The sequence below is a fragment of the Paenibacillus sp. 4624 genome (assembly GCF_050435065.1).
Lineage (GTDB): Bacteria > Bacillota > Bacilli > Paenibacillales > Paenibacillaceae > Paenibacillus > Paenibacillus amylolyticus_D.
The window spans coordinates 48,474-72,669 of the sequence record NZ_JBNDJR010000018.1; the positions used below are offsets into that span (position 1 = coordinate 48,474).

Below are 24,196 nucleotides of genomic sequence, written 5' to 3' on the forward strand. Positions count from 1 at the left end.
TCTGTTCTTATTTTACACGGAACGGGCTGTCTGCGTCACCGAATCTCGCAAATCTTTCCCTGTTAAAATTCGTCCGCGATATGAAAAAGTCGATATACCGTCCGCTCCGTCCAGGCATAGGAATCCCGGTAATCCCAGTAACGATGGCGACTGCTCACCGTATGTGCATTTACCAGCGGCATGCCCCCCGCGTCAAAAGCGGTGACCACCGTGCTGTGCTGGAATCTTCCATCGCCATCCCAATCGTAGAAAATAACGTCACCAAGCATCAGCTGCTCAGGACGATCCACCTCGGTGGCCGTCAGCCCCCAGCTGCTGCCCGACAGATATCTTGCCAGACTGTTGGATACAGCCCAGCTGTAACTCCACATTTCCGCGCCGTTCACATACCCTTTATACCACCAGCCCGCTTCTCTTCTACCAGTATAGTGGATGGGTGCTTCCCCTGCAAAGAGACACTGGGACACGTAATTCGTGCAGTCCACATCAAATTCTTCATATGCCGGATTACCTGCATTCCACCATCGATCTGCGTAGGCTACAGCCAGATCCCGGCGATAAATATGCCTTTTGGCACTTCTGCCTTGACCCAATACTTCCCGATTCAGAAGCGGCCGATTCACCGCCTGTACAAAATCGGCTTGTTGATAAGGACGCCCTTCCCCCGCTGGACGGCGCTCCGGCACTTCTCGTTCCACACGCGCTATAATCCAATGCCCATTTTCACGCAAAAAAGTTAATCGCTCCCGTTCAATCCGATCTTCCCGGTGGGTGATGCCACTCTTCTCATAGAACAGCCTGCTGTACAGTTGCACTTCCGCCACCGCTTCTTCAGATCCATCAATGAGTGTACGCACAAGCTTGGCGCTGGTCTCGCTGCGAAGAGGTACAGCGCGCCGTTTGCGATACCATTCATCCAGCCTTGCCATGCGTTCTCCCCGTTCCATCACAAATTCGGGATCGGTGACGATCCGTTCACTCGTCTGTGGACGGTAATCGATCTCACAGCGATTGTACTGGTTGACGTACGTGTATAAGGCACTCTTCCATTCGCGTTCCAAGCTTGTGTCCCCCTTTGGCATGAGTTCGGATCTGGATCACCCGTATTTTGGATAAATGCAATTCGCTAAGCCGACGAACACTCTCACTGCTCAATCGATACAGTGAACTCCTATTATTCATATGAAGGGGACCTAGTTTGTATGTACACAGTCAGATGACGTGCCTAAATATGTGACCTGAAAAGATCAATATCACCCACATTCACACCAGAATCCAGAAAACGCCTTCATCTGTTGAAACGCTTGCTTGCACAGGCAAAAAGCCCTTTACGTACGGATGTGAAAACGGTATACTTAGAACTAAAGTTATGATTTTGAAATTATGTTTCATCTGATGAAACCATCGAACAAGAACACGGAACGGTGAAGGCCTGTTCTTCATTTAGCAATGAACGTTTTCTTCATCTCACCGACACATTTTAAGGAGGTACATGTATGTCAGCCAAGAACCATTTCTCCGCCGCTCGTACGCTTGAGGTTGGAGGCAAGTCTTACCGCTACTACAGTCTTGATGCTCTTCAGGAAGGCGGCCACGGCGACCTTTCCAAGCTTCCCTTCTCGATTAAAGTGCTGCTTGAAGCAGCGATTCGTCAATTCGACGGACGTGCCATCACCGAAGAACACGTTAAACAACTGACCGGCTGGGCAGAAGGCCGTGATAATAATAAGGAAATCCCGTTTATCCCTGCGCGGATCGTATTGCAGGATTTCACGGGTGTACCGGTTGTTGTTGACCTTGCAGCAATGCGTGACACCGTGAAAAAAGCAGGCGGCGACCCAAAACAAATCAACCCGCTCGTTCCTGTTGATCTCGTTATTGACCACTCCGTTATGGTTGATGCTTTCGGAACCAGTGATGCACTGGATTACAACATCAAAGTTGAATTCGAGCGTAACGAAGAGCGTTACCGCTTCTTGCGCTGGGCACAAACAGCATTCAACAACTTCCGTGCTGTTCCACCATCCACAGGGATCGTTCACCAGGTTAACTTGGAGTACCTTGCTTCCGTGGCTGCAACCAAAACGGTTGATGGCGAAACGGTTGTATTCCCGGATTCCCTCGTAGGTACAGACTCCCATACCACTATGATCAACGGTCTCGGCGTTGTCGGCTGGGGTGTAGGTGGTATCGAGGCCGAAGCAGGTATGCTGGGCCAACCGCTTTATTTTGTAACACCAGACGTTATCGGTTTCAAATTGACAGGCAGCCTGAGCGAAGGCGCAACAGCAACTGACCTCGCGCTCACCGTTACCCAAATGCTTCGTAAAAAAGGCGTTGTCGGCAAATTCGTTGAGTTCTACGGACCGGGTCTTGCCAACATCGGCCTTGCTGACCGTGCAACAGTTGCCAACATGGCACCGGAATACGGCGCAACGATCGGTTTCTTCCCAGTAGACAGCGAAACGCTGAACTACCTGCGCAGCACAGGACGTTCCGACGAGCAAGTAGAACTGGTTGAAGCTTATTACAAAGCTCAAGGCATGTTCCGTACTTCCAGCACCGTTGATCCGGAGTTCACTGATGTTATTGAGCTGGATCTCGGCTCCGTTGTACCGAGCCTTGCAGGACCTAAACGTCCACAAGACCGTATCGAGCTGACTCAAATGAAAGAAAGCTTCAACAGCATCATCCGTACACCTGTCGACAAAGGCGGATATGGACTGAGCGATGAGAAGATTGAACAAAAAGTGCCTTTGAAGCATCCTGACGGTTCTACAAGTGAACTGAAAGCTGGAGCTGTAGTGATCGCGGCGATCACAAGCTGTACGAATACATCCAACCCTAGCGTTATGGTCGGCGCAGGTTTGCTGGCGAAAAAAGCAGTTGAACTTGGCTTGACTAAACCAGGATATGTGAAAAGCAGCTTGACTCCAGGTTCACTCGTCGTTACCGAGTATCTGGAAAAAGCCGGTCTGATCCCTTATCTCGACCAACTCGGATTCAACGTTGCCGGTTACGGCTGTGCAACATGTATCGGTAACTCCGGTCCACTGCCGGATGAAGTAAGCGAAGCGATTGCTGCCAACGATATGACTGTAGCGGCTGTATTGTCCGGTAACCGTAACTTCGAAGGCCGTGTACACGCTCAAGTAAAAGCCAACTATCTGGCTTCTCCACCGCTGGTTGTTGCTTACGCACTGGCAGGTACAGTGGATATTGACTTCGAAACCGATCCAATCGGTCACGACCAAAATAATCAACCTGTATTCCTGAAAGACATCTGGCCTAGCTCCGAAGAGATCAAGGATGCGATCGCAAGCTCCTTGAATGCACAGATGTTCCGCAACAAGTACGAGAACGTATTTACTGCCAATGAACGTTGGAACCAAATTGCTGTACCGGAAGGCGAACTGTATGAGTGGGATCCGAACTCCACATACATCCAGAACCCACCATTCTTCCAAGAACTTGGTGACAAGCTGAACGATATCTCGGATATCCGCGCTGCACGTGTAATGGCATTGCTGGGTGACTCCGTAACAACGGACCATATCTCACCAGCAGGTAACATTGCTCCGTCCAGTCCAGCCGGTTTGTATCTGAAAGAGCATGGTGTAGAACGCAAAGACTTCAACTCCTACGGTTCACGCCGCGGTAACCATGAAGTCATGATGCGTGGTACGTTCGCCAACATCCGTATTCGTAACCAGGTAGCTCCAGGTACTGAGGGCGGTATTACGAAATACTTGCCAACAGACGAAGAAATGTCCATCTACGATGCTTCCATGAAGTATCAGGCTGAAGGACAGAACCTGATCGTTATCGCAGGTAAAGAGTATGGTACAGGAAGCTCCCGTGACTGGGCAGCCAAAGGTACGTTCCTGCTCGGCGTCAAAGCGGTTATCGCGGAAAGCTTCGAGCGGATTCACCGCAGTAACTTGGTCGGCATGGGCGTTATGCCATTGCAATTCCAGGAAGGTCATGGCTGGTCCAGCCTCGGCCTGAACGGACGTGAGACGTTTGACATCACAGGTCTGAGCAACGATGTGAAACCAGGTCAAGAATTGAAAGTAACCGTAACTCGTGAAGACGGTACACAGTTCGACTTCCCTGTTATCGCTCGTCTGGACAGCATGGTTGATGTGGATTACTATCACAACGGTGGTATCCTGCAAACGGTACTGCGTCAAATGATGAAAAAAGCGTAATCCCCTTCATCTTTTATGGGATAAAATGATATAACAAAGCCCCGCCTCATGTGCAGACTGCACGATGAGGCGGGGCTTTTGATTTTGAGACTACCGTCTGATCAAAAATCGATCCTGATTCCTACCTTGGAATCGTCTGGTGGTGCAGGAATACGATAGATCCCCCTACATTTTAACTTTTCCACGTTGATCCAATCCATAAAGTCATCCCCGCCGTAACTGCGAATAAACACCCCATATTCCAATTCATCATCGAAATTAATCGATTCCATATATTGAGTGAACGGATGTTTACCTTCAATGCTTTGCAGAAAATCAGAAAATTCAATTCTCCACGCTTCGATCTGCTCTGCATGCTGGTCAGGGACATAATAATAGAAACCGTCAGGGGTGTAATACGAAATTTTCATTATCATCCGATCTACCTCCTAGATTTTCAAAATATCCATGCCTTCCTTCAGTTGTTCAGAAACAGCCGTATAATACTCAATTCTATCTGCAAGCTCGCGTTCCGTTTTATGTACCAGATAATATGAATACTTCTGCATCAGCTCATGCTCATTCAACTCAATAGGCAGGTGAATGATCTCGTAATAATCTGAATGCTCTGAGTTGGCATAATAACGATAACCTCTTTCGCATCGGCCAACATTCATTACCGTTTTGATGACTAATAATTCATCGCGTGTGAAGCTGCGAATCTGTGTGGACCTTTTCTCTTCCAACTCTCGTATGGCCTGTTCCTCTTCTTGTCTATGTGTTGCGTCTGCGATCTCACTTTCGATTGCGATCAATGCTCTCATTCTTCCAGCAAGCTCTCTAGCTAACAAAATCAATTCGAGCCCTCCTCCGAGTATAGTGAACATACAAGTATTGGCGAACAAATCCAAATTGTATCCGTCGCAGGAAGGAACTACAGTTAAGAAATCGACATCAACAAAATGGGCAGTCAAAATGCTAACGACTCTAACGATCATGAGAAGCCTTATTTCGCTCCAAAACAGCCTTTTGAAATTCTAACGATCCGTAGAGACGCTATTTAAGTAAATCCCCCTCGTTTTATCCCCATTTCAGCTAAAATTGAGCCGAATAGCGTTTCTGGTGATCTTTAGAATTTGTAACTCGGCAAAATCAGCCAAATAAGGTCTGTCATGATCGTTAGCGCCGTGAGGGGGACAGATCTCTGAAGTCTACAGGGTAGAGTTAAGGTTTTCATATTTCCCATGTTTTTAAAGCACTCACCTCCATATCTCTATAAAAAAACTCTCCCTCACGCAACGCTACAAACAGTGCGTTCACAGGGAGATTCGCTTAATGCCCAATATAATGTGAAGATTCATCGAACAGTTGCATCGTGCCCATCAACAGAAAGAAACACGACATGACGATCAAAGCTGCTCCAACCCACCTTGCCGCAGATCGACGGTTCTTTATTTGCTGGTCTGCAGCACCTGCTGTACTCTGCGGATATACCAGAAACATAAGCCCTGTACTAATCAACAGCACAGCCATAATAATCAATGTAATCTCTCCTTAATCATGAAGTGAGACTTGGATCTCTTCTCACAGTTACTCTCCTAGTGGTTTCATCGCCAATCACCTAGTTATTTGCAGCCACTCTTGATTTCAACCCTGTAAATAGCTTGTTCATAACCAACAACACCGTATACACCAGATATCCGATCATTCCGCCAAGTGAATTCAGCATGAGATCATCCACATCAAAGATACCCATTCCCGTCAGCAGCTGTGTCACTTCATATCCCAAGCTAAGTAGAAAGGATAGAAACAGCACATGAATCCCGGCGAAAAAAGAATGGCGTACCATACACGTAACCCATACACCAAACGGCACAAATGCAAGGATATTGCCTACTAAGTGAATTGCTGTTCCTGATCGGTGATGAACGGACAGACTGTGCCAGTCTCGTTTGATCTCCTGAAACGGCGTCAGATTTACAGTTCGTGTATGGATCAGATCCGGTTGACGCAGTAGCCCCATCACTCTGTCCCATACCACACCTGCATCCACGGGCCCTCCTTTAAACAAAATCAGTTTGGTCAGCAAATAGAGATAGATCACGAATAGGGCAATCCAGAGGATTCGAAGCGGATTGGGCCTTATCTCTTTGCGATGATGACTATGATTCTTATGACGTTGGTTGACATCAAAAAGTTTGATTTTTTTATAATTTTTTTGACCCTGTTGCCTATACTGCTCGTTCGTCTTGTTCTGTCCCATGCTGTCTCTCCCTCCATCATCAAGAGGATTTTTCAACCGTAACAATAACCCCTTGCATATTATCACCGGAGATGTCATAGGCATCATTCTCTGGCAGATAAATCTTCGCACCCTTCGACACCTGATAATAATGGATATCATATGTAATGCCGTTCAGATCAACGCTAACGTCTCTCTTTTCTCTTAACATCTCCAGATACTCTTCCAAAACCATCTGATTCTTGTGCATCACCGCACTATGCGGCATGCCCACATATCTGAAATGCCAGGGTTCATACTGGATGCCTGTCACGTTCACTTTATCTTTGGGATATCGCAAAATAAAACCGTATTTCCACGCATTTTTCTCCAGCCACGCTCCCTCAGGAGCCTCACTCATTGGGGCCAGACTTGAACCTATATCCAGGGATAACCCCAGATTGTGCTCGCTATAGCCCGCAGGCAACGCGTAGTCCGAACCCTTTTGCCGATACAGCTCGTCCTGCTTCTCAAAATCTCTGTACCCGCTACTCATCAGAAAATAGCGTACTCCCTCTTTACCGGCAGCCTCAACCATCTTCTGAAATTTTGCTGTGACCTCACGGGACAACATCAACGTCTGATCCATGATTCCGAAGCCTTGAAGCAGGTTTTCCTCGTCAGCCACATATACAATATCGGGGCGAACGCCTTCAGGATGTATCGGATGCTCGGAATTAACTAAGACCAGACTACCTTTATGTATTTGCTGTTTCATTTCTTGTGTCGCCGCTTCTCGGTACCCCGTGTATTTCTCATCGGTGTCCAAAATAACAATCGGCAACTCTTCCTTCTGCTGCAAAGCTGCCGTTGATTGCGTTACGATATATCCAATCAAAATGATGCATATCAGAAAGCCCCACTTTTTCATGATTGTTCCTCCTTCCTCTCATGATTCAAGGATAGACAAAACAATTTAAAGAAAACGCAGGGCAATGTTTAAATTTTTCTTAAGTTTCATGAGAAAGCTGCTGGAAAACAGGCAGGCGAACCTCAAACATCGTATGTACCACATCACTTACAGCCGATATTATACCTTCATGCTGCTCCACGATATTACGCGCGATAAACAGTCCAAGACCCGTACCGCCTTCTTGCACGGTCCGTGCCCGATCTCCGGTGTAATACATGTCAAAGATGTGCGGCAGATCATCGGGATGAATATGTCCCCCATAGTTCGTCACCTGAATGACAACCCGACCACTATCGTGAAATCCTTTGATGTCTACGTACATACCATCCTTGCCATGCCTGGCAGCGTTGATTAGCAGATTCTCGAACACACGCGCAAGCAGTTCACCATCTCCTGATACGGTAAGGTCGTTATCAATATGTAAACGGGTGACCAGATTATTTTTTTCAAAAACAGGATAAAGTTCCTCATTCATCTGCTTCAACAGCTCGCTCAAGTCCAGCCGCGTTTTGCGTACAGGTAACATGCCATAGTTCATTCGTGTAATCTCAAACAGATCATCAATTAACTTCTCAAGCCGCTGGGACTTGGTGAACGCAATCGCTATAAAATGCCGCGCCTGTTCCTCTGTCAACTGCTCATCCTTCATCAGCAAATCCAGATATCCCAGTACCGAGGTCAGCGGTGTGCGCAGATCATGCGCAAGGTTTACGATGAGCTGGTCTTTGCTGTTTTCGGCAAAATCCCCTCGTTTCACCGCTTCTCGCAGCTTCTGGCTCGCCATATTAACACTTTCCGCAATCGTACCCAATTCGTCTTTGGCCACAATCTGTACCTGATGATCAAAATCCCCGTTAGCCAAGTGATTAATGCCTGCGGAAATCTCTTTGAAATACGTAACGTAACGTCTGGTAAACAAGTAGAAAAATAAAATCGCAAGTGGGATGAAAAGCAGCATAAAGACATATAAATCGCCAATACTTCTCATGATATTACGATATTCTGCCAGCGGGTCTTCCCGCCTCACCCCTGCGTAGTACATCTGCAACAGCTTATACACGATAAACGTGACGACGCCAGAAGCTAGCATGCTCAGACCAAGCAGCATAATCATTGTTGTGCGAAAACTTCTCCGTTTAGTCATTGAACGTGTACCCCACACCCCAGATGGTTTTGATGAACTTGTTCTTGTTCACATCTTCTCCGAGTTTCTTGCGCAGCGTGCGAATATGTACCATGACGGTATTGCCGCTTTCAAAATACGCCTCGCCCCACACCTTTTCAAAAATGCTTTCTGCGCTGAATACCTGCTTTGGATTGCTGGCAAGCAACACTAGAATGTCAAATTCCTTCGGTGTTAACTCCAGCGGTTTACCGTAAAGCGTTACGCTGTGCTGGTCGGGTACAATAACAAGTCCACCTTTTTCCAAAACCGAGCGCTGTGCTGTAGCTGTGGACTGGCTGAACTGCAAAGCACGCCGTAGTTGAGAGTTGACGCGAGCCACAAGCTCCATCGGATTAAATGGCTTGGTCATATAGTCATCGGCACCCATCACAAGCCCTGTGATTTTATCCATGTCCGATGTTTTCGCACTCAGGAAAATGATTGGAAAATGATGCTGTTCCCTGATTTTACGGGTCACCTCATACCCGTCCATACCCGGCATCATAATGTCCAGTACCGCCAGATCGATGGCTTGTGTCTGAACAGCCTGCAGTGCTGACTGTCCGTCAGATGCCTTGACGGTATGATAGCCTTCCTTTTGTAAATGTAAAGCAACCAGATCCGCGATCTCTATTTCATCGTCCGCAATCAGAATCGTAATTCGCTTCATTGCTTATTTCACTCCTATATGGGATGCTGGGCATATAATACCTATGAATCTAACAGATAACTCCCACATACACAATTGAAAGCAATGTTATATAAGTTTGACTTTTCTTTTACACTTTAACGGAGAGGACAGAAAAAACCTGAAAAAGCGAAGCGTTCGCCTTTATCCCCGGATTTTCCCCTTTGGAAAAGGGAATCCAAAAAATCTGGGGATAACAGCGATTGAAAGGTTATTCTGTCATTGGAGTGTTCAGTGTAAATGCTGTCCAATTCTATAGACACTATTAAAAAAGGAAGATATAGCTATGAAACTGGAGCGTTTGTTAGCCATTGTGGTACTGCTCATTAATCGCAGGCGTTTGCAGGCCAAAGACCTGGCCGACATGTTTGAGGTATCCATACGTACGATTTATCGGGACATCGACACATTAGGCCAAGCTGGAATTCCCGTGGTGACATATCAGGGCGCAAGCGGTGGAATCGGGCTGGCAGAAGGTTACCGGCTGGATCGCAACTTGTTAACGGACAAGGATCTTGCTTCCATCGTTACAGCACTGCGCAGCATCTCAACCACTCATACGAATACTGCGCGTGAGTTATTGGTAGAGAAGCTGAGCAGTATCGTGCCAGAAGCCAAAAATGAAGATTTCCAGGCAAGCACGCACCGATTCATCGTGGATTATTCAACGTGGACACACCCTGAAGCACTGCAACAGAAATTAAAAGTCATCGATCAGGGAATCGATCAACTTCAATGCATTCATTTTGCCTATTGCAGCGCCGAAGGTGCAGAGACCTGTCGTACGGTTGATCCACACACCCTTGTGCTGAAAAGGCACGCGTGGTATCTGTACGCCTTTTGCCACGAACGGAATGAATTCCGCATGTTCAAACTGGTGCGCATGAAAGAGGTTGTGCTTGCTGAGCAGCATTTTGAACGCCAATCCATCAACCTTCAGGACAGGCCGTGGCAGCAGGAATGGAGCCGTCCGAACAATCACATTGGACTCACACTGAAATTCCATGCCCGTGCCCGTCATCTCGCGGAAGAATGGTTTGGTATTGAAAATGTATTGCCTGACGGCAACGGGTATTATATTAGCCAGATTGCTTTTCCTGAGGATAACTGGCTATATGGCTTCATTCTCGGCTTTGGCGCAGACGTGGAGGTACTGGAGCCTCTGCATATTCGGGACAATGTATGCCGTATGGCAGAGCAAATTGTGCAAAATTATAAAACCTCAGCTCAAACCTGACAGACAGCTGTCCAGTTCCTCCCCGTATACTTCAACTATGTTCACGTTGAAGTTGTACAATACCCAAGGAGGAATGAATCATGAACGTTACCGTATGTCAGAGCTGTGGAATGCCGCTAACCAGCACCGAGCAATTTGGCACGGAGTTAGATGGCAGCCAAACCCGCGAATACTGCATTTATTGTTACAAGGATGGTAAGTTTGAGCAACCGGGGATGTCACTAGAAGGCATGATCGAGATGTGCACCGCTATACTCAAAGAAGAAGGGATGGACGAGGAATCAGCTCGCTCAATGCTGCGCAACCAGCTGCCTGTTCTGAAACGGTGGCGGAATGCAGGAAATGCTCAAAGTGCTGAGGACGGGACTACTGCGCCCTATAACACCTTGGCAGGAAAAATAAGTTCAAACGAGCCATTATCTCCATCAGATGCATATAATCCAGCAAGGGACGCTCCGTTTTACAGCGAGCCTGTCCGTTATGTAACCCTTCCTGGCAAACGCCTAGCCGGGCTGTCAGCACGTACAACCAACGCGATAGAGATGAGCGGTCAAGGCAGCATCGGCGCGTTGTGGGGGCGTTATTTTGCCTCCGAACATATACCAGCACCCGATGCTCCACGCTACGGCTGTTACACGGATTACACAGACGGTATTGCTGGTGAATATACCATTTTGATCGGGCATGAAGTTGGCAAGGAAGATCGTTTACCTGAAGGATTCGATGAGGTGCAGCTACCTCCTGCTACCTATGCGGTATTCACTTCACGAACTGGACCCATGGTTGAGGTAGTCAGTGAAGTATGGGGGACGGTGTGGACGTGGAGCCATCAGCAAGACCGTACATTTACCGGCGATTTTGAATACTACGATCAACGCAGTCTGGACCCCGAGCATACACAGGTGGATGTTTATATTGCGGTAAAAGAACGCAGATAACGTTTCTCTTCCCTCTTTCTTATCAAGGAGCAAGCGAATGAAAGAGGCGAGTTGAATAAGGAAATCAGCAGCTGTCAAGAAATCTTGGCAGCTTTTTTGACATTTTCCGTTCCATATCCCCCGACCATAGTACCAAGTTAGTTAGCATTTTTCATACCTAGTCACTTGGACATATGCCTTAGAAGCAAGCACCATTGACTTCCTCAAAATTAGGACCATTCGCATAACAACCGTTCCCCTGATCCCATATTCCCCGTTTTATATCAGGTTCTTTGTTCCTGAATTTCCCTAAAACCGTTTACATCTCCAAAATACCGGGTAAAATCACTACATCCAAGTCGGATTTCTGACTTCATATGAACCATTTCATGTAACAAGTCATATGTACCTATATGCGCACTTGACTCAGCTATCTTCACTTTATATCACCCGACGTAACTCATTATGAAATACATATTATACAAACGATGCATGTCTATCATGCATGTAAGGAGGAACCAAGATGATCCGCATGCCTATTCAGCAAATGATCCCGTATCACCACCAATATCCGCGCAACACGGCGACCGCTGCTCCGAAAAAGGAAAATGAGAACACTCAAGGCTTATCCTTCCATGAAATTTTACAGCAAAAAATGGCGAAGAAAAACGTCTCAATGAACATGAGATAACGCTTTACATCACTAAGGCGGCTCCCTATACTACGGGTAAGGGTGACCTTTCATCTACGATGATGCCTACCTATGTATCACTCATGGCGATGAACTGTCGTGCCTTCTACTTATCTCTACATAAAGGAGACCGCCTATCCTATGAGCACGATTGCCTGTTTCCACGCGCATCACTCCAATATCCGCTTGATTGAACAAGCTCTGACTTCCTATAATATCGAACTGGTTCACTATGTAGACCCTGGTCTGGATCGGCTAAAGCATGATGAGGATTTCAGCAGTGCCCTTGTTCGGGAAAAAGTAAATCAGACGCTGCAATGGATAAGCCGCTGTCACGCAGATGCCATTCTTGTCACGTGCACCTTGTTCGCAGCCGTGCTGGATCAGACGAAAGAACCGTTGCCGATTCCGGTAACGGGTATTGACGATTCACTGCTCACCATGATGCTAACCCATCCGAAGAGGTATTTGCTCGCGTTCACCAACCCCGCCACCGTACAACCTACAATGGCTCGATATCGTGCGTATATCGATCGACATTCGGCAGCAAAGGACAAGCCTGAGCTTGAATCCGTGTTGTTGCCAGGTCTATTCGACATGGTTATGCGTGGCGATCAGGAAGGCTACCTCGCGGCATTGAAAAATGCATTGCAACAGCTTGCTCTTGAACGCAAGGATACCTGTCTTGTTACTGCTCAGCTCTCGATGGCCCCAGCCGCTGAGCAGGTGTCTGCTGATGCAGACGTTACCATCTATACTCCTCTTTCGGGGTTAGGTGCGAGTCTGGAGCAGGATATCGGTATCACGAAGATCGTTTAAGAGACGAACATAACATCCTTGTTGTGCTTTATCTCATCGTGTACTCAGCACATCCGTTTCACATTGTACTTATTTCATCATAGCTCTACATGCATGTACACTTTTATTTCGGAGGGAACGAAACCATGAAACGTCTCGCTGTAGAACCAGGTCAATCCATCGGGGATATCCGGCTAGGCATGACACAGAATGAAGTTGAACAAACGGAGGCTTTCAGCTTTGATCCCAAAGTGGAGTATGATGCTCAAGGCAAGGCACATTTTATTGAATTTTATGAAAGTGATGAGTATACGTGTATGCTGGGAGAACTCGATCTGCTCGGCACCGAAGCTGACGTTCTGATTCCGCAATTGGATGCCATTGCACCATACGATCGTGAAGACCCAGAGCTCGGATGCAGTTTCCAGTTTGATCAGATCGGCTTGATTCTGTGGCGTCCAGTACCCATGAACCGAGAGGATATGAAGGAGCCGTGGTTTCTGGAGATGCCGCCCGAAAATCAGCAGGATGAAATGAAGCATCTCTGCTTCTCAACAGCAGCCGTTTATGCGAAGGGATACTACGAGTAAGCATGATGCGATTCCTGTTAGAGGATTTATACAATCAAAAGATGATCGCAGGAGAATTCCGATAGCCCCTTCTTACCGCTAACGATCTGAGAGAACGCTATTTGCCTCATATCAGCTTCATTGGAATTCTAACGATCATGAGAAACCTTATTTTAGGTTTTCAGCAGCGAATCACCCCTTTTTCGGCTAGTTTCAGCGAAATAGCGTCGCTGGGGATCGTTAGAATTTTTTTCGCGGCAAAAGCGCCAAAATAAGGTTTGTGGAGATCGTTAGAATCTAGATTATTCTCTGTACAGATTGGGGAACCACCTGACACCTTAATATAAAGATACGAGGTAATTAATATTATGAAATTTCTTTATATTCTTATCCTGTTCATATTAGGTATGAGTTGTTCCGCTATCCTGCATGCAGGTAATTTAAGATTGTCCGACGGTCTATTATTTGTAATCGCTGGTATCTTGTTTCGTATATGGAACAAAATTGATTAGGGCGTGTCTGAAAACGCTGAAGGAAGCCTATTTTGCCAAACATCCGTTCCAAGCTACGAAGTTCCCCACAGGCGTGCCAGGGCACGTCAAGGGAAACTGACGCAATAAAGGGCAAAAGGCCGGTAAAAGATTCACTTCAGTGGTTTAAAGACACGCCCTAGTATTACCTCGCCCGGTACTCCTCAGCCTTCGCCTGCATCCCGGCGGCAACCGCTTCCTCGTCGTTCAGGCCGCGATCAGCGGCAAAGGCACGGATGTCCTGCGTGATGCGCATACTGCAGAACTTCGGTCCGCACATGGAACAGAAATGTGCCTCCTTCGCCCCTTCTGCGGGCAGCGTCTCATCGTGGTAGGACAGCGCCCGTTCCGGGTCCAGGGACAAGTTAAACTGATCTCTCCAGCGGAACTCAAAGCGTGCCTTCGACAGCGCATCATCCCGGCGCTGGGCGCGCGGGTGGCCTTTGGCTAGATCGGCGGCATGGGCGGCTATTTTATAAGCAATAACCCCTTCACGCACATCATCCTTGTTCGGAAGCCCCAGATGCTCCTTCGGTGTAACATAGCAGAGCATAGACGTACCAAACCAGCCAATCATCGCCGCACCAATGGCAGACGTAATATGATCGTATCCGGGTGCAATGTCTGTAGTCAGCGGCCCGAGGGTATAAAACGGTGCTTCCTGGCAGATTTCCATCTGCAAATCCACATTCTCCTTGATCTTGTGCATCGGTACATGCCCCGGCCCTTCAATCATCACCTGTACATCATGCTTCCACGCGATCTGTGTTAATTCCCCGAGCGTTGCCAGCTCTGCCATCTGTGCCTCGTCATTGGCGTCGTAGATGCTGCCTGGACGCAGTCCATCCCCAAGCGAGAATGCTACGTCATACCTTTTCATAATTTCACAGATTTCTTCAAAATGGGTATACAAAAAGTTCTCCTGATGATGTGCCAGGCACCACGCCGCCATAATTGACCCGCCTCTAGACACAATGCCCGTCATCCGTTTCGCTGTCATCGGAATATATCGGAGCAACACACCTGCATGAATCGTAAAATAGTCCACACCCTGCTCCGCCTGTTCAATCAGCGTATCTCGGTACAACTCCCAAGTGAGTGCCTCCGCCTCGCCATTCACCTTCTCCAGCGCCTGATAGAGCGGTACCGTACCAATCGGCACTGGGGAGTTACGGATGATCCATTCCCGTGTCGTATGAATGTCTTTGCCTGTAGAGAGATCCATCACTGTATCCGATCCCCAGCGCACAGCCCAGGTCATCTTCTCCACCTCTTCCTCAATGGAGGAAGATACGGCGGAATTGCCGATATTAGCGTTGATCTTCACGTGAAAATGACGACCAATCAGCATCGGCTCACTCTCCGGGTGATTGATGTTGGATGGAAGAATCGCCCGGCCACTCGCCAGTTCCTGCCGCACGAATTCAGGCTCTACGCCTTCACGAATAGCGGCGTACTCCATCTCTGGCGTAATCACACCCTGCCGCGCATAATGCATCTGCGTGACACACCGCCCAGCCTGGGCACGTAACGGTTGCCCGCGGAATCCCGGATACTCCTCTGCCCCGGCTCTTCGCCCTCCAGGCTTCAATCCGTTATCCTCCGGTTTAACCGCTCGCCCCTTATATTCTTCTACGTCACCGCGCTCCATGATCCAGTGATTTCGGAGCGCAGGTAATCCTTTACGAATATCCATCTGGAATTCGGGATCGGTCATCGGGCCGCTCGTATCGTAGACACGCAGCGGCTCATTATGCTCCACCCCTTGGGGAGTATGGGTATCATGAAGGGCAATTTCACGCTCCGGTACAGCAATGTCCGGTCGTGAGCCCTGAATGTAGACTTTGCGGCTGCCCGGGAAGGGTTGAACCCCTCCAGCCGCTCCGGTTTTCTTTTCCACCGGATGACCATCGCGAACTATTTCCTCAATTCCTATCTCTTGTCCCGTTTGGTTGCTTGTATTCATGTCTCCTGTTTCCTCCTCTGTGATCTTCTTTAGCCCATGTCGTCCAACATTATGACAGCTTTGACTTACACACCTGTCTGGATAAATGCAGAGCACAGAAGCACAGCAGGAATGACCCTGCACAAGCAGCCAAAATGATCCAAGAGACAACTTTTATGTACAGTCAACGAGAGAACCGCGATCACATCACCTAGAAATCCAGGCATGTATGCCGCAATTGTTATGCTGTCACTGCCATGGTGAAACACAACACATGAATCTCTGCTTGCCGCTGTAAATAAAAAAGCCGGTTCCGAAGGAACCGACTGATGTCCATCACCATACACGCAACAAGGGCATCTTCTGCCATACAGCATTGATCCCGGGTTAACGACTGTGGTGTTTGTGGTCATGTGGCCGATTACTTCCCTACGCTGGTATGATCCAGATCAGGTGCAAAGGGTCCGGAATCTCATGCGATCCCGTCTCAGTCCGGACAATTCGGACTCCCCCAGTAACGTAAACGTATTGCGGCGATCAAGCCGCTGTTCAACTTGAAAAATAACATTCAACCGACCCCGCCGGGTCGTCCATTACAGAGTAGCGTAATCTGGACATAAATACAACCTTAATATTCCAGAGAGAAAATTCCTTTTGAGCAAAACTTCAAGCAAGAGCCCGCCCCTATGGCAACATCAATCCCATTTGCACCGCTGCTTCTTTCAACACAGGTGCGTACTCATGTAGTGTCTCTTGCGAGAGCCTGCTAACAGGTCCAGACACGGAAAGTGCTGCTGCAATGTTGCCTCTGCGATCCATAATTGGCACGGACACAGCGGCAGCTCCCGGCTCGCGCTCCTCATAACTCGTTGCATATCCGCTCACACGAATGTCTTCCATCTGTGCCAGATACACGGCCGGATCGATGAATACAGGCCATTCCGGCCCATTCATCAGTTCCTCCCGATCCTCATCTGCGGCAAATGCCATTAACACTTTGCTGGAAGCGCCTACGGAAAGCGGCAGTCTGACACCTACAGGCGCGACCCGCCGAATCGCCTGATCACTCTGCACGGCCTGAATCCGAATCCGCTCACCGCCGTCACGAAGATAAAGACTTACCGTCTCGCCCAAACGATCGCGCAGTCTCTCCATTGCAGGTAAAAGCAAAATTGCAGGATCATCACTACGTGACATATGCGCTGACAGCTCCCAGATCCGAATACCCAGCCGATACTTTTCGGTTGCTGCATCACGTATCACGAACCCCCGATCCTCCAGTGTAGCCATCAATCGATGCACCGTACTTTTGTGCAAACCGATCTGGCTGGCAATTTCGGTGAGTCCAAGATCACTGCGCGTGGTAAAACATAATAATATATCCAGCGCCCGTTCTACAGCCCGGACGGTTAACTTGCGGTCTTCCATGGCATGATGCCCTCCTCATGTTTCATCACATGAAACTTGGTTACATAAATTATATGAGAAACGGTCTCATCTGTAAACCAGAAAGAAGCGTTTTGAAGATGATTTGCAAACAAAGAAAAGAACAAGGATATCCATTTTGCCTATCGTAATCTCCTGTAATTTACACACTATGGAATTGTTACCTCTACATCTTAAGCACTATATAACAATTGCGTAACAAATGCCTCCAATCAATTGACTTTGACTATATCGGGACATACGATAAAGACAGGGAACCAATTCAGATAAAAGAACAAAAGCATGACTTTAGCATCAGAATGTCATCGTCATGAATACGTGCTAAAAAGCACCTATATGCTATTTTCACACTGTTATGATCTTATCCATATTTATCCTCAACCGAAACTCAAAGGAGGGGCGTGCATGTATTCGACATCCCAGAGTGAAGCCCCGCTGCATACCAAAGTGTCCGATCTGCCCTCTTCGTTGTCACCGAGGCTGATTCGGTTCAAACATATTGTCGTAGCGTTGCTGCTCTCCGTTGTATTTTTTCTGTTGTTTTGTTTTATTGCCTTACACGGTTATATTGCATGGGTACTCTCCAACCCTACGGTCGCACCGGTATTTTCAAACCCGATGCAGGCCAAAAACATGAAATATGAGAATATTACATTCCCTGCAGCCGACGGCAGCCGAACGATGCAAGGCTGGTATATCCCTGCGAATACCGATACAGGTAAAACGATCATCTTCAGCCACGGCTATGGGGCGAATCGTGAGGAAACCTGGGTGCCTATGTATGACCTTGCCCATTACGCGCACCAGCTCGGGTTTAATGTGGTCATGTTCGATTACGGCTTTGCCTCTCAGGTGAACCGGGCGGTAGCTACTGGCGGTAAAGCCGAGTCTCAGCAATTGCTGGGAGCCATTCAGTTTGCAAAACAGCGCGGTGCGCAGGAACTGGTTGTCTGGGGATTTTCCATGGGCGCAGGGACAGCTCTGCAAACTGGACTGCTGACCAAAGAAGTGGATGCTATGATTCTGGACAGCACCTTCCTGCTGGAGCCGGATACGTTGTACCACAACATTCATAATCAGATTAATTTGCCGCGTCAACCAACGCTGGAGATTATGAAGTTGCTCTTCCCGGTCTTGAACGGTACCGGCCTACAACAAATACCCTATCAGGAAGTGAAGAAAAAGGACTATCCGTTCCCGATCTTCTTTATTCACGGCACAGAAGATGAGAAGGCCCCTTACCCGATTGCTGAACAGCTTGCCGCCAATCAGACGAATCCTTATTCAGAAGAATGGATTGTGCAAGGCGCGCATCATGAACTGATCTTTCGTGAGCACCCGAAGGAATATCTACGCCGCGTTTCGACTTTCCTTAGTCACGTGACGAAGACAATCAGTGAGGAAGTACAACAAAATCAACAGTAATAAGTTAATTTAGCCCGTAACCCTGTTATGTTATCTTGTTAACTGGCAGATCAACAAGCAAAGATCACGAGCGATTCAGAAATTTTCCGTTTCACCAATCAAAATGGTATACAGCATTCGATGTGTTTAGAGCCCTCAGGGGCTCTTTTTTTATACACATAGGACAATACTTCACAAGAATACATTGTTGAGACAGAGCAATGGCACTTGAACGAAGAGCGGATTTGTATTTTGGCACATGCCTTGAAAGAAGTGGTTTTTTATTCAAAAAATCTGAAAGATTGGAGGTATAACACATATGAACTGCGATGGATACGGCCATTTGTTGCCTCTGCGGACGCTGGAAGAAATCCGTTTCTGGAAAGAGCAAGAAAAAGAACATACACTCATCATTCGCACACTGATTCCTGACCTCGAGCCCTCCTACGTTAAACTTCTGGAGGAATGGGAAGCAGCCTTTGCGAACAGTGAGCGAATGGCGAATCAGCTGATAAAACAGCTATTGCCTGCAACGCAGCCGCCAGCTCCCTATATCATGCGAAGTATCGATCAACTCGTCCGGACAGCACAGCATCAGTCCAGAGAGTTTATAAAGCAGCTGTATATCATGCTTGAGCAAAGTACAGCGGTGCGCGCGGTCCCACTTGCTAAAACCTTCATTTTGCATATCATCCGCGAGTCGGAGTATTTCCTGGGGGTATTAGAAACGCTGAGCCAGCCCGGCATTTTGCGGGAAACAGAACCAGCCTCATCGATGCTGCTAGAGAATGCACTGCACAACATTAACTCCAAGGCGGCTTCAGACGTACGTCTAGAAGCAGCGGAGTCACAAACATCTTCGGCCGGGCAAACCAATGCCAATATATCCCCTTCGGCTTCCGCGCAGGTGCAATCGTCGCCACTCCAACCTTCGACGGGTGGTACCGCTCCTGCCGAAACTCTGCCTGCTTCTGCCCCGGTAAAAGAAAAGCCGGTTCCTATTGGCGGGCATACGTTACCTCCGCTCCCTTACGCGTATAATGCGCTGGAGCCGCATATTGACGAACTAACGATGCGCATTCACCATGACAAGCACCATCAGTCCTATGTGGACGGTTTGAACGTTGCGGAGAAGAAGCTGGCTGAATCCCGGAAAAAGAACAATTTTGAACTCATCAAACATTGGGAACGTGAGCTAGCTTTTAATGGAGCAGGACATTATCTGCATACCATCTTCTGGACCATTATGAACCCGGTAGGTGGCGGTAAACCTACAGGCATGCTTGCAGAGCAGATCAAACGTGATTTTGGCAGCTATGAAGCTTTCAAAAATCAATTTACCGAGGCGGCAAACAAGGTGGAAGGCAGCGGCTGGGCAATGCTGGTCTGGAGTCCGCGAGCTCACCGCTTGGAAATTTTGCAGGCTGAAAAACATCAGAATCTGTCCCAATCGGATATCGTTCCACTCCTGCCACTGGATGTATGGGAGCACGCCTACTATCTCAAGCATCAAAATGAACGCAAAAAGTACATTGAAGACTGGTGGAATGTCGTCTACTGGCCTGCTGTTGCTGAACGGTACGAGACCGCGCGCAAGCTGCTATGGCCGCCTTATTAGAATGTTGTAGCACCTGTGGGATATTAAATCCAATATCTAACTAAAACAAATAAAAAATGAGATATCTCCAGTCTATGACTGAAAGATATCTCTTTGAAACCTGTTGGCGTTATTTCTATAATAGGATAAAACCCATGTATATGCGATGTTATCTGCTTGAATTGTAGAAGAAATAACAAAAAAAGCGAACCTCTCATTAGAGATTCGCCTAAATATCGACTTCATACATAATATACCTATGTTAAGAAGCACAGCCCTCGCAAGCTACATAGTTGTCCCCAACCTGTTTGCTGATGGCGATCAGATCGCCCAGTTTGATATCGGACTCTTCTGTGAACTCCAGATCAGCAATACGTGCCACAATCAAAGCAGCAGCCTCTTCTTTACTGGTTGCCATTTGGCTAAATTCTGATTTTTCACCTGTCGAAATGACTTCATACAGGTATGTATATCGCAATGTTTCCACTCTAAATCCTCTCCTTCCGAAATCACATCATACCATCTCTCTTCACCAATTCCAAGCCTACCTGCAAAAGAACTCAGTCGTAGCGCTGTTTCATCTGTTCTGTCGTCAGAGACACATCATCCGCATCAACAGAAAGCACCCGTTCTGTCTCTGCATGAGGATATCTGCTACGCAGTGTGCGTACCAACGAAGCCGTATACGCAGCCGTGGATGGCACCCCTGCCAGCTCTTGCAAACTTGCCATAGTTCCGGGCTTTACCTCAGGATATCCCTCGGCTACTCCCCCCGAGGCCTCTTCATAGAATTTACGCACCTCCGCAGCAAGCCGATCCCCCTGACCTTCCACAATGATAAATGCTGTAATGATGTAGGCTTTGGCCTGACGCCGCTGGGCAATGCCGCAAAATTTCAAACCACCCACACTGACATCATAATCCCCAGGACAGAACGCCCCCTGTACTTCTCCGGTCTGCGCCTGAGTTGACCAGGGAGTTAACGACTCGGCAATGATCGAAGCCATCTCGCGGAAATCATCATGAATATTAATGGCGTGCCCCGGATTGGGCAAAATCAGCGACACATTGACAACACCCGGATTCAACGGAACTGCGGCACCACCAGAAGGCCTTACACAGACAGCCGTCCCCTGACCTCTAATAGCATCCATCGCTTCGACTGCCCGAGGCAGCCTTCGGTCGCGTAAGCCGGCCACAAAGGCATCTGGATGCCGCCATATATGAGCAACAGGCAGATGGCCTGCCCCCACGCGTCTGCACATCACTTCTTCCCATGCAAAAGCGTCAAGCACACTGCTGTCACGACGCATAAGCGGTGTCTCCCAAATTTGCAAACGCAGCGATGAATGCTTCTCAGCGGATATCCTTTGTACAATCAACTCGCTCTTCTCCGGCTCAGGCAGTTGATTGGATTGGGAAGGTATATTCATCGTCCATAACCTCCGACTATCGAATTCATATGTAGTTTCAGTCCCTCCGACAAATACGAAAAAAAGCCCTATATAAATAAGCCGGTTCCCCAAGGAACTCGGCTTATTTAGGGCGTGTCTGAAAACGCTGAAGAAAGCAGATTTTTCCAAATTTCCGTTCCAAGCAAGGAAGTTTCCCGCAGGCGTGCCAGGGCACGTCAAGGGGAAGTGACGTAGCAGGGGGCGAAAAAGGGGGAAAAGATGCACTTCAGTAGGTTTCAAGACACGCCCTAGTATTACTCTTTGACCAAAGACAGAAACTCGGCACGCTGTGCAGGATTATCACGGAAAGATCCACGTACAGCAGAGGTTACCGTCTTACTGCCCGGTTTCTTCACGCCGCGGGAGCACATGCACAAGTGCTCACCTTCAACGACAACCATCACACCATGCGGTGCAACCGCTTCTGTCAAAATGTCCGCAATCTGTGATGTAATACGTTCCTGTACTTGAAGACGACGCGTTACCGCTTCAACCAGGCGTGCCATCTTGCTCAGACCCACAATTTTTCCGCTAGGTATATATCCAATATGGACTTTACCAAAAAACGGTGCCATATGGTGCTCGCACTGGCTGTAGTACACGATATCTTTCACGATAACCAGCTCTTCGTGATTCTCGTCAAAGGTGACACCCAACACGTCACGGGGATCTACTTCATATCCGCCAAAAATCTCTTCGTACATCCGGGTTACACGCGCAGGCGTTTCCAGAAGTCCTTCACGTGTGCTATCTTCTCCGATCAATTTGAGAATCTGTTCGACATGATACTCGATCTTCTCCCGATTGTCGGATACTTTGGAATTCAAATAATCTTTCACGCCAGCCACTGCCAAGCGCCTCCTTTCGAACCACATCCTGCAAGCGATTTAATTACCCACAGCTATTATTTTCGGCGGCCCGAGTTTTTACGCGCAGGATGTTGAGTCGGCTGAGGCATTTTTGCGCCTGGCTGCTGGTTCTTCATCATCTGCTGGGCACGCTGCATTTGCTTGCCATTCAGGTTATAACCCATTTGCTTCGCCATTTTCTGTAACATGTCAGGGTCGCTTTGCATTTTCTCAAGCTGTTTACGCAGGTAGAACACCCCGATGAAAAATCCACCGACCAGACCCACAATCAATGTAATAATCGGTATTACAATCTCCATCTCTTAGACACCTCTGTATGCAATATGCAATCTAAAAAAACTGATGATCTGTGCTTGTACACATCATGAATGATGAAGATTATACCACGATGCAAACATAACACTGACCTGATTTCCTGAGAGTTATCATAGCATTTCCACACGTCCTGAGCAAACGCATTTTCCAGTTTTCCTGCTTAAGTCAGCACACCTTCGATAAAGACCGTTGTTTGCTTGGCCAGATCAATCTCAACGACATCCAGCGAATAGCGTGTGCTGCCGCGAGCCACCCGAATGATCGGTCTGCCTGGCAGACCCCGGTGTTGCCGAACAATGACGCCCGTTTCCTTCGTAGACAACCGAACAGCCGTCCCGTTAGGATATACGGATACACTTTTGTTAAACTCAATCAGGATATCCCGGTCCAGCTTCGTTCCGGACATCGCCATCATCTCCTCACACGCTTCGTGCGGCAACATGCTGCTACCTGACAAACCGTTAATGAGATTATCATAGATGTTAGCCGCACTGACAATTTTGGCGAATAGATGGATATCTTTGCCCCTGATGCCCCTTGGTACACCACTGCCATCTTCATGTTCATGATGCTGTAGCGCAGTGTGAGCAACAAGCAAGCTGAACTCACGTTTATTCTTGATCACTTCAAAGCCACGCCATGTATGATGCAGCTTTGAAGAAGGCATCGTGCCAGGAGTTTCACCTACTTTTCCAATATCATGCAGCAGGGCGCCTACAGCCAGATCCTTGAGCTGATTGTAGTTAAGCCCCATATTCAGCCCAATAACCGAAGACAACAAACAGACATTCATCGCATGAACATATTGTGCATTGTCTTGGGTTCGGATATCGGTTAACTGCACCAGCAATTCTCGCCCGTTTAGCACATCATTCAATAATTTGTCTATACTGAGCGCAACTTTCTTCGGGCTCCAGTCTTTCCCGGACCGGACCGCTTCCAGCGTAACGCTCATCTCATTGATAATGGCCCGTTTCGTGGCTTCATCCAGAATATCTTCTGTATCCACATCTTTAAACGCTTCATCCTGGATGTACAGCGTGGTTACCCCGATACGCTTCAGCGTATTGACCATAAACACGGTAAGTTCGACTCCGGCAGACAACAATACCGTACCGTTACTGGAGTACACCGTCTTGCCCAGAATCTCACCCGCCTCCACGCTTTCCACGTTTACATACTTCATG

24 protein-coding genes and 1 riboswitch are annotated in these 24,196 nt (G+C 47.9%); of the genes, 8 read left to right on the forward strand and 16 right to left on the reverse strand.

Annotated features, from left to right (window positions below):
* Positions 1 to 62: 62 nt before the first annotated feature.
* Positions 63 to 1,061 carry an amidase domain-containing protein gene (locus tag ABIE27_RS28165; RefSeq protein ID WP_429352063.1) on the reverse strand — a complete coding sequence of 333 codons (999 nt, stop codon included), beginning with the start codon at positions 1,059 to 1,061 and terminating at the stop codon, positions 63 to 65.
* Positions 1,062 to 1,496: 435 nt separating this feature from the next.
* Between ABIE27_RS28165 and acnA the strand changes: the two genes are divergently transcribed.
* Positions 1,497 to 4,211 carry an aconitate hydratase AcnA gene (gene acnA, locus ABIE27_RS28170; RefSeq protein WP_123066862.1) on the forward strand — a complete coding sequence of 905 codons (2,715 nt, stop codon included), beginning with the start codon at positions 1,497 to 1,499 and terminating at the stop codon, positions 4,209 to 4,211.
* A gap of 101 nt (positions 4,212 to 4,312) precedes the next feature.
* Here the strand turns inward: acnA and ABIE27_RS28175 are convergent, their stop codons facing one another.
* From ABIE27_RS28175 to ABIE27_RS28205, 7 genes are all read right to left on the reverse strand, one after another.
* Positions 4,313 to 4,627: a hypothetical protein gene (locus ABIE27_RS28175; RefSeq protein ID WP_123066861.1), complete on the reverse strand. Its 315-nt coding sequence runs from the start codon at positions 4,625 to 4,627 to the stop codon at positions 4,313 to 4,315.
* Positions 4,628 to 4,639: 12 nt separating this feature from the next.
* Positions 4,640 to 5,047 (reverse strand): hypothetical protein, encoded by a 408-nt coding sequence (locus tag ABIE27_RS28180; protein WP_123066860.1) that lies wholly within the window; start codon positions 5,045 to 5,047, stop codon positions 4,640 to 4,642.
* Between the two features lie 475 nt (positions 5,048 to 5,522).
* Positions 5,523 to 5,732 carry a hypothetical protein gene (locus ABIE27_RS28185; RefSeq protein ID WP_123066859.1) on the reverse strand — a complete coding sequence of 70 codons (210 nt, stop codon included), beginning with the start codon at positions 5,730 to 5,732 and terminating at the stop codon, positions 5,523 to 5,525.
* A gap of 79 nt (positions 5,733 to 5,811) precedes the next feature.
* Positions 5,812 to 6,453: a VanZ family protein gene (locus tag ABIE27_RS28190; RefSeq protein ID WP_123066858.1), complete on the reverse strand. Its 642-nt coding sequence runs from the start codon at positions 6,451 to 6,453 to the stop codon at positions 5,812 to 5,814.
* Positions 6,454 to 6,472: 19 nt separating this feature from the next.
* A complete protein-coding gene (locus ABIE27_RS28195; RefSeq protein WP_123066857.1) occupies positions 6,473 to 7,342 on the reverse strand; it encodes a M15 family metallopeptidase in 870 nt (289 codons plus the stop codon).
* A 79-nt stretch (positions 7,343 to 7,421) separates the two neighbouring features.
* Positions 7,422 to 8,528: a HAMP domain-containing sensor histidine kinase gene (locus ABIE27_RS28200; protein WP_123066856.1), complete on the reverse strand. Its 1,107-nt coding sequence runs from the start codon at positions 8,526 to 8,528 to the stop codon at positions 7,422 to 7,424.
* Positions 8,521 to 9,219 carry a response regulator transcription factor gene (locus tag ABIE27_RS28205; RefSeq protein ID WP_123066855.1) on the reverse strand — a complete coding sequence of 233 codons (699 nt, stop codon included), beginning with the start codon at positions 9,217 to 9,219 and terminating at the stop codon, positions 8,521 to 8,523. Before ABIE27_RS28205 ends, ABIE27_RS28200 begins: the two co-directional genes overlap by 8 nt.
* 304 nt (positions 9,220 to 9,523) lie before the next feature.
* Between ABIE27_RS28205 and ABIE27_RS28210 the strand changes: the two genes are divergently transcribed.
* The 5 genes from ABIE27_RS28210 (at position 9,524) to ABIE27_RS28230 (ending at position 13,470) form a co-directional block, all read left to right on the forward strand.
* Positions 9,524 to 10,474: a helix-turn-helix transcriptional regulator gene (locus ABIE27_RS28210; protein ID WP_090924566.1), complete on the forward strand. Its 951-nt coding sequence runs from the start codon at positions 9,524 to 9,526 to the stop codon at positions 10,472 to 10,474.
* Between the two features lie 80 nt (positions 10,475 to 10,554).
* The gene (locus tag ABIE27_RS28215) at positions 10,555 to 11,412 is read left to right on the forward strand and encodes a zinc ribbon domain-containing protein (protein ID WP_123066854.1); all 858 of its coding nucleotides are present in this window, start codon (positions 10,555 to 10,557) and stop codon (positions 11,410 to 11,412) included.
* Positions 11,413 to 11,914: 502 nt separating this feature from the next.
* Positions 11,915 to 12,082, forward strand: coding sequence for a hypothetical protein (locus ABIE27_RS28220; protein ID WP_161557043.1), 168 nt, complete (start codon positions 11,915 to 11,917; stop codon positions 12,080 to 12,082).
* A gap of 141 nt (positions 12,083 to 12,223) precedes the next feature.
* Complete coding sequence (locus ABIE27_RS28225; protein WP_123066853.1) at positions 12,224 to 12,901, forward strand: aspartate/glutamate racemase family protein; 678 nt, start codon at positions 12,224 to 12,226, stop codon at positions 12,899 to 12,901.
* A 125-nt stretch (positions 12,902 to 13,026) separates the two neighbouring features.
* On the forward strand, positions 13,027 to 13,470 hold the full coding sequence (locus ABIE27_RS28230; RefSeq protein WP_123066852.1) for a hypothetical protein: 444 nt from the start codon (positions 13,027 to 13,029) through the stop codon (positions 13,468 to 13,470).
* A 654-nt stretch (positions 13,471 to 14,124) separates the two neighbouring features.
* On the opposite strand, the gene thiC is transcribed toward ABIE27_RS28230, so the two are convergent.
* The 3 genes from thiC to ABIE27_RS28245 all read right to left on the reverse strand — a co-directional run bounded on the left by thiC (position 14,125) and on the right by ABIE27_RS28245 (position 17,352).
* The gene (gene thiC / locus ABIE27_RS28235; RefSeq protein WP_240037216.1) at positions 14,125 to 15,945 is read right to left on the reverse strand and encodes a phosphomethylpyrimidine synthase ThiC; all 1,821 of its coding nucleotides are present in this window, start codon (positions 15,943 to 15,945) and stop codon (positions 14,125 to 14,127) included.
* A gap of 65 nt (positions 15,946 to 16,010) precedes the next feature.
* Positions 16,011 to 16,337 (reverse strand): hypothetical protein, encoded by a 327-nt coding sequence (locus tag ABIE27_RS28240; protein WP_151458122.1) that lies wholly within the window; start codon positions 16,335 to 16,337, stop codon positions 16,011 to 16,013.
* A riboswitch (TPP riboswitch) is annotated at positions 16,334 to 16,447 on the reverse strand. It overlaps the preceding gene by 4 nt.
* 161 nt (positions 16,448 to 16,608) lie before the next feature.
* A complete protein-coding gene (locus tag ABIE27_RS28245) occupies positions 16,609 to 17,352 on the reverse strand; it encodes an IclR family transcriptional regulator (protein WP_090924571.1) in 744 nt (247 codons plus the stop codon).
* Positions 17,353 to 17,775: 423 nt separating this feature from the next.
* Here ABIE27_RS28245 and ABIE27_RS28250 point away from each other — a divergent pair, with 423 nt between their 5' ends.
* Positions 17,776 to 18,795, forward strand: a complete 1,020-nt coding sequence (locus ABIE27_RS28250; protein ID WP_429352064.1) for an alpha/beta hydrolase — start codon at positions 17,776 to 17,778, stop codon at positions 18,793 to 18,795.
* 298 nt (positions 18,796 to 19,093) lie between these two features.
* A complete protein-coding gene (locus ABIE27_RS28255) occupies positions 19,094 to 20,392 on the forward strand; it encodes a Fe-Mn family superoxide dismutase (protein WP_123066850.1) in 1,299 nt (432 codons plus the stop codon).
* Positions 20,393 to 20,633: 241 nt separating this feature from the next.
* On the opposite strand, the gene ABIE27_RS28260 is transcribed toward ABIE27_RS28255, so the two are convergent.
* From ABIE27_RS28260 to ABIE27_RS28280, 5 genes are all read right to left on the reverse strand, one after another.
* A complete protein-coding gene (locus tag ABIE27_RS28260) occupies positions 20,634 to 20,858 on the reverse strand; it encodes a hypothetical protein (protein ID WP_090924575.1) in 225 nt (74 codons plus the stop codon).
* Between the two features lie 73 nt (positions 20,859 to 20,931).
* Positions 20,932 to 21,804, reverse strand: a complete 873-nt coding sequence (locus ABIE27_RS28265) for a lipoate--protein ligase family protein (RefSeq protein WP_123066849.1) — start codon at positions 21,802 to 21,804, stop codon at positions 20,932 to 20,934.
* Positions 21,805 to 22,079: 275 nt separating this feature from the next.
* Positions 22,080 to 22,673 carry a GTP cyclohydrolase I FolE gene (gene folE / locus ABIE27_RS28270; RefSeq protein WP_090924577.1) on the reverse strand — a complete coding sequence of 198 codons (594 nt, stop codon included), beginning with the start codon at positions 22,671 to 22,673 and terminating at the stop codon, positions 22,080 to 22,082.
* A gap of 56 nt (positions 22,674 to 22,729) precedes the next feature.
* Positions 22,730 to 22,993 (reverse strand): YneF family protein, encoded by a 264-nt coding sequence (locus tag ABIE27_RS28275; RefSeq protein WP_123066848.1) that lies wholly within the window; start codon positions 22,991 to 22,993, stop codon positions 22,730 to 22,732.
* 176 nt (positions 22,994 to 23,169) lie between these two features.
* On the reverse strand, positions 23,170 to 24,195 hold the full coding sequence (locus ABIE27_RS28280; protein ID WP_123066847.1) for an HD-GYP domain-containing protein: 1,026 nt from the start codon (positions 24,193 to 24,195) through the stop codon (positions 23,170 to 23,172).
* Position 24,196: the final 1 nt, after the last annotated feature.

What these genes read in the sequence shown, in the direction of transcription:
- ABIE27_RS28195 (WP_123066857.1), bottom strand. Translation starts at nt 7,342, where the DNA reads ATGAAAAAGTGGGGCTTTCTGATATGCATCATTTTGATTGGATATATC.
- ABIE27_RS28205 (WP_123066855.1), bottom strand. Translation starts at nt 9,219, where the DNA reads ATGAAGCGAATTACGATTCTGATTGCGGACGATGAAATAGAGATCGCG.
- ABIE27_RS28240 (WP_151458122.1), bottom strand. Translation starts at nt 16,337, where the DNA reads ATGACCACAAACACCACAGTCGTTAACCCGGGATCAATGCTGTATGGC.
- ABIE27_RS28280 (WP_123066847.1), bottom strand. Translation starts at nt 24,195, where the DNA reads ATGAAGTATGTAAACGTGGAAAGCGTGGAGGCGGGTGAGATTCTGGGC.
- ABIE27_RS28225 (WP_123066853.1), top strand. Translation starts at nt 12,224, where the DNA reads ATGAGCACGATTGCCTGTTTCCACGCGCATCACTCCAATATCCGCTTG.
- ABIE27_RS28265 (WP_123066849.1), bottom strand. Translation starts at nt 21,804, where the DNA reads ATGAATATACCTTCCCAATCCAATCAACTGCCTGAGCCGGAGAAGAGC.
- ABIE27_RS28210 (WP_090924566.1), top strand. Translation starts at nt 9,524, where the DNA reads ATGAAACTGGAGCGTTTGTTAGCCATTGTGGTACTGCTCATTAATCGC.
- thiC (WP_240037216.1), bottom strand. Translation starts at nt 15,945, where the DNA reads ATGAATACAAGCAACCAAACGGGACAAGAGATAGGAATTGAGGAAATA.
- ABIE27_RS28190 (WP_123066858.1), bottom strand. Translation starts at nt 6,453, where the DNA reads ATGGGACAGAACAAGACGAACGAGCAGTATAGGCAACAGGGTCAAAAA.
- ABIE27_RS28245 (WP_090924571.1), bottom strand. Translation starts at nt 17,352, where the DNA reads ATGGAAGACCGCAAGTTAACCGTCCGGGCTGTAGAACGGGCGCTGGAT.
- ABIE27_RS28175 (WP_123066861.1), bottom strand. Translation starts at nt 4,627, where the DNA reads ATGATAATGAAAATTTCGTATTACACCCCTGACGGTTTCTATTATTAT.
- ABIE27_RS28220 (WP_161557043.1), top strand. Translation starts at nt 11,915, where the DNA reads ATGATCCGCATGCCTATTCAGCAAATGATCCCGTATCACCACCAATAT.
- ABIE27_RS28200 (WP_123066856.1), bottom strand. Translation starts at nt 8,528, where the DNA reads ATGACTAAACGGAGAAGTTTTCGCACAACAATGATTATGCTGCTTGGT.
- ABIE27_RS28250 (WP_429352064.1), top strand. Translation starts at nt 17,776, where the DNA reads ATGTATTCGACATCCCAGAGTGAAGCCCCGCTGCATACCAAAGTGTCC.
- ABIE27_RS28255 (WP_123066850.1), top strand. Translation starts at nt 19,094, where the DNA reads ATGAACTGCGATGGATACGGCCATTTGTTGCCTCTGCGGACGCTGGAA.
- ABIE27_RS28275 (WP_123066848.1), bottom strand. Translation starts at nt 22,993, where the DNA reads ATGGAGATTGTAATACCGATTATTACATTGATTGTGGGTCTGGTCGGT.
- ABIE27_RS28230 (WP_123066852.1), top strand. Translation starts at nt 13,027, where the DNA reads ATGAAACGTCTCGCTGTAGAACCAGGTCAATCCATCGGGGATATCCGG.
- ABIE27_RS28215 (WP_123066854.1), top strand. Translation starts at nt 10,555, where the DNA reads ATGAACGTTACCGTATGTCAGAGCTGTGGAATGCCGCTAACCAGCACC.
- acnA (WP_123066862.1), top strand. Translation starts at nt 1,497, where the DNA reads ATGTCAGCCAAGAACCATTTCTCCGCCGCTCGTACGCTTGAGGTTGGA.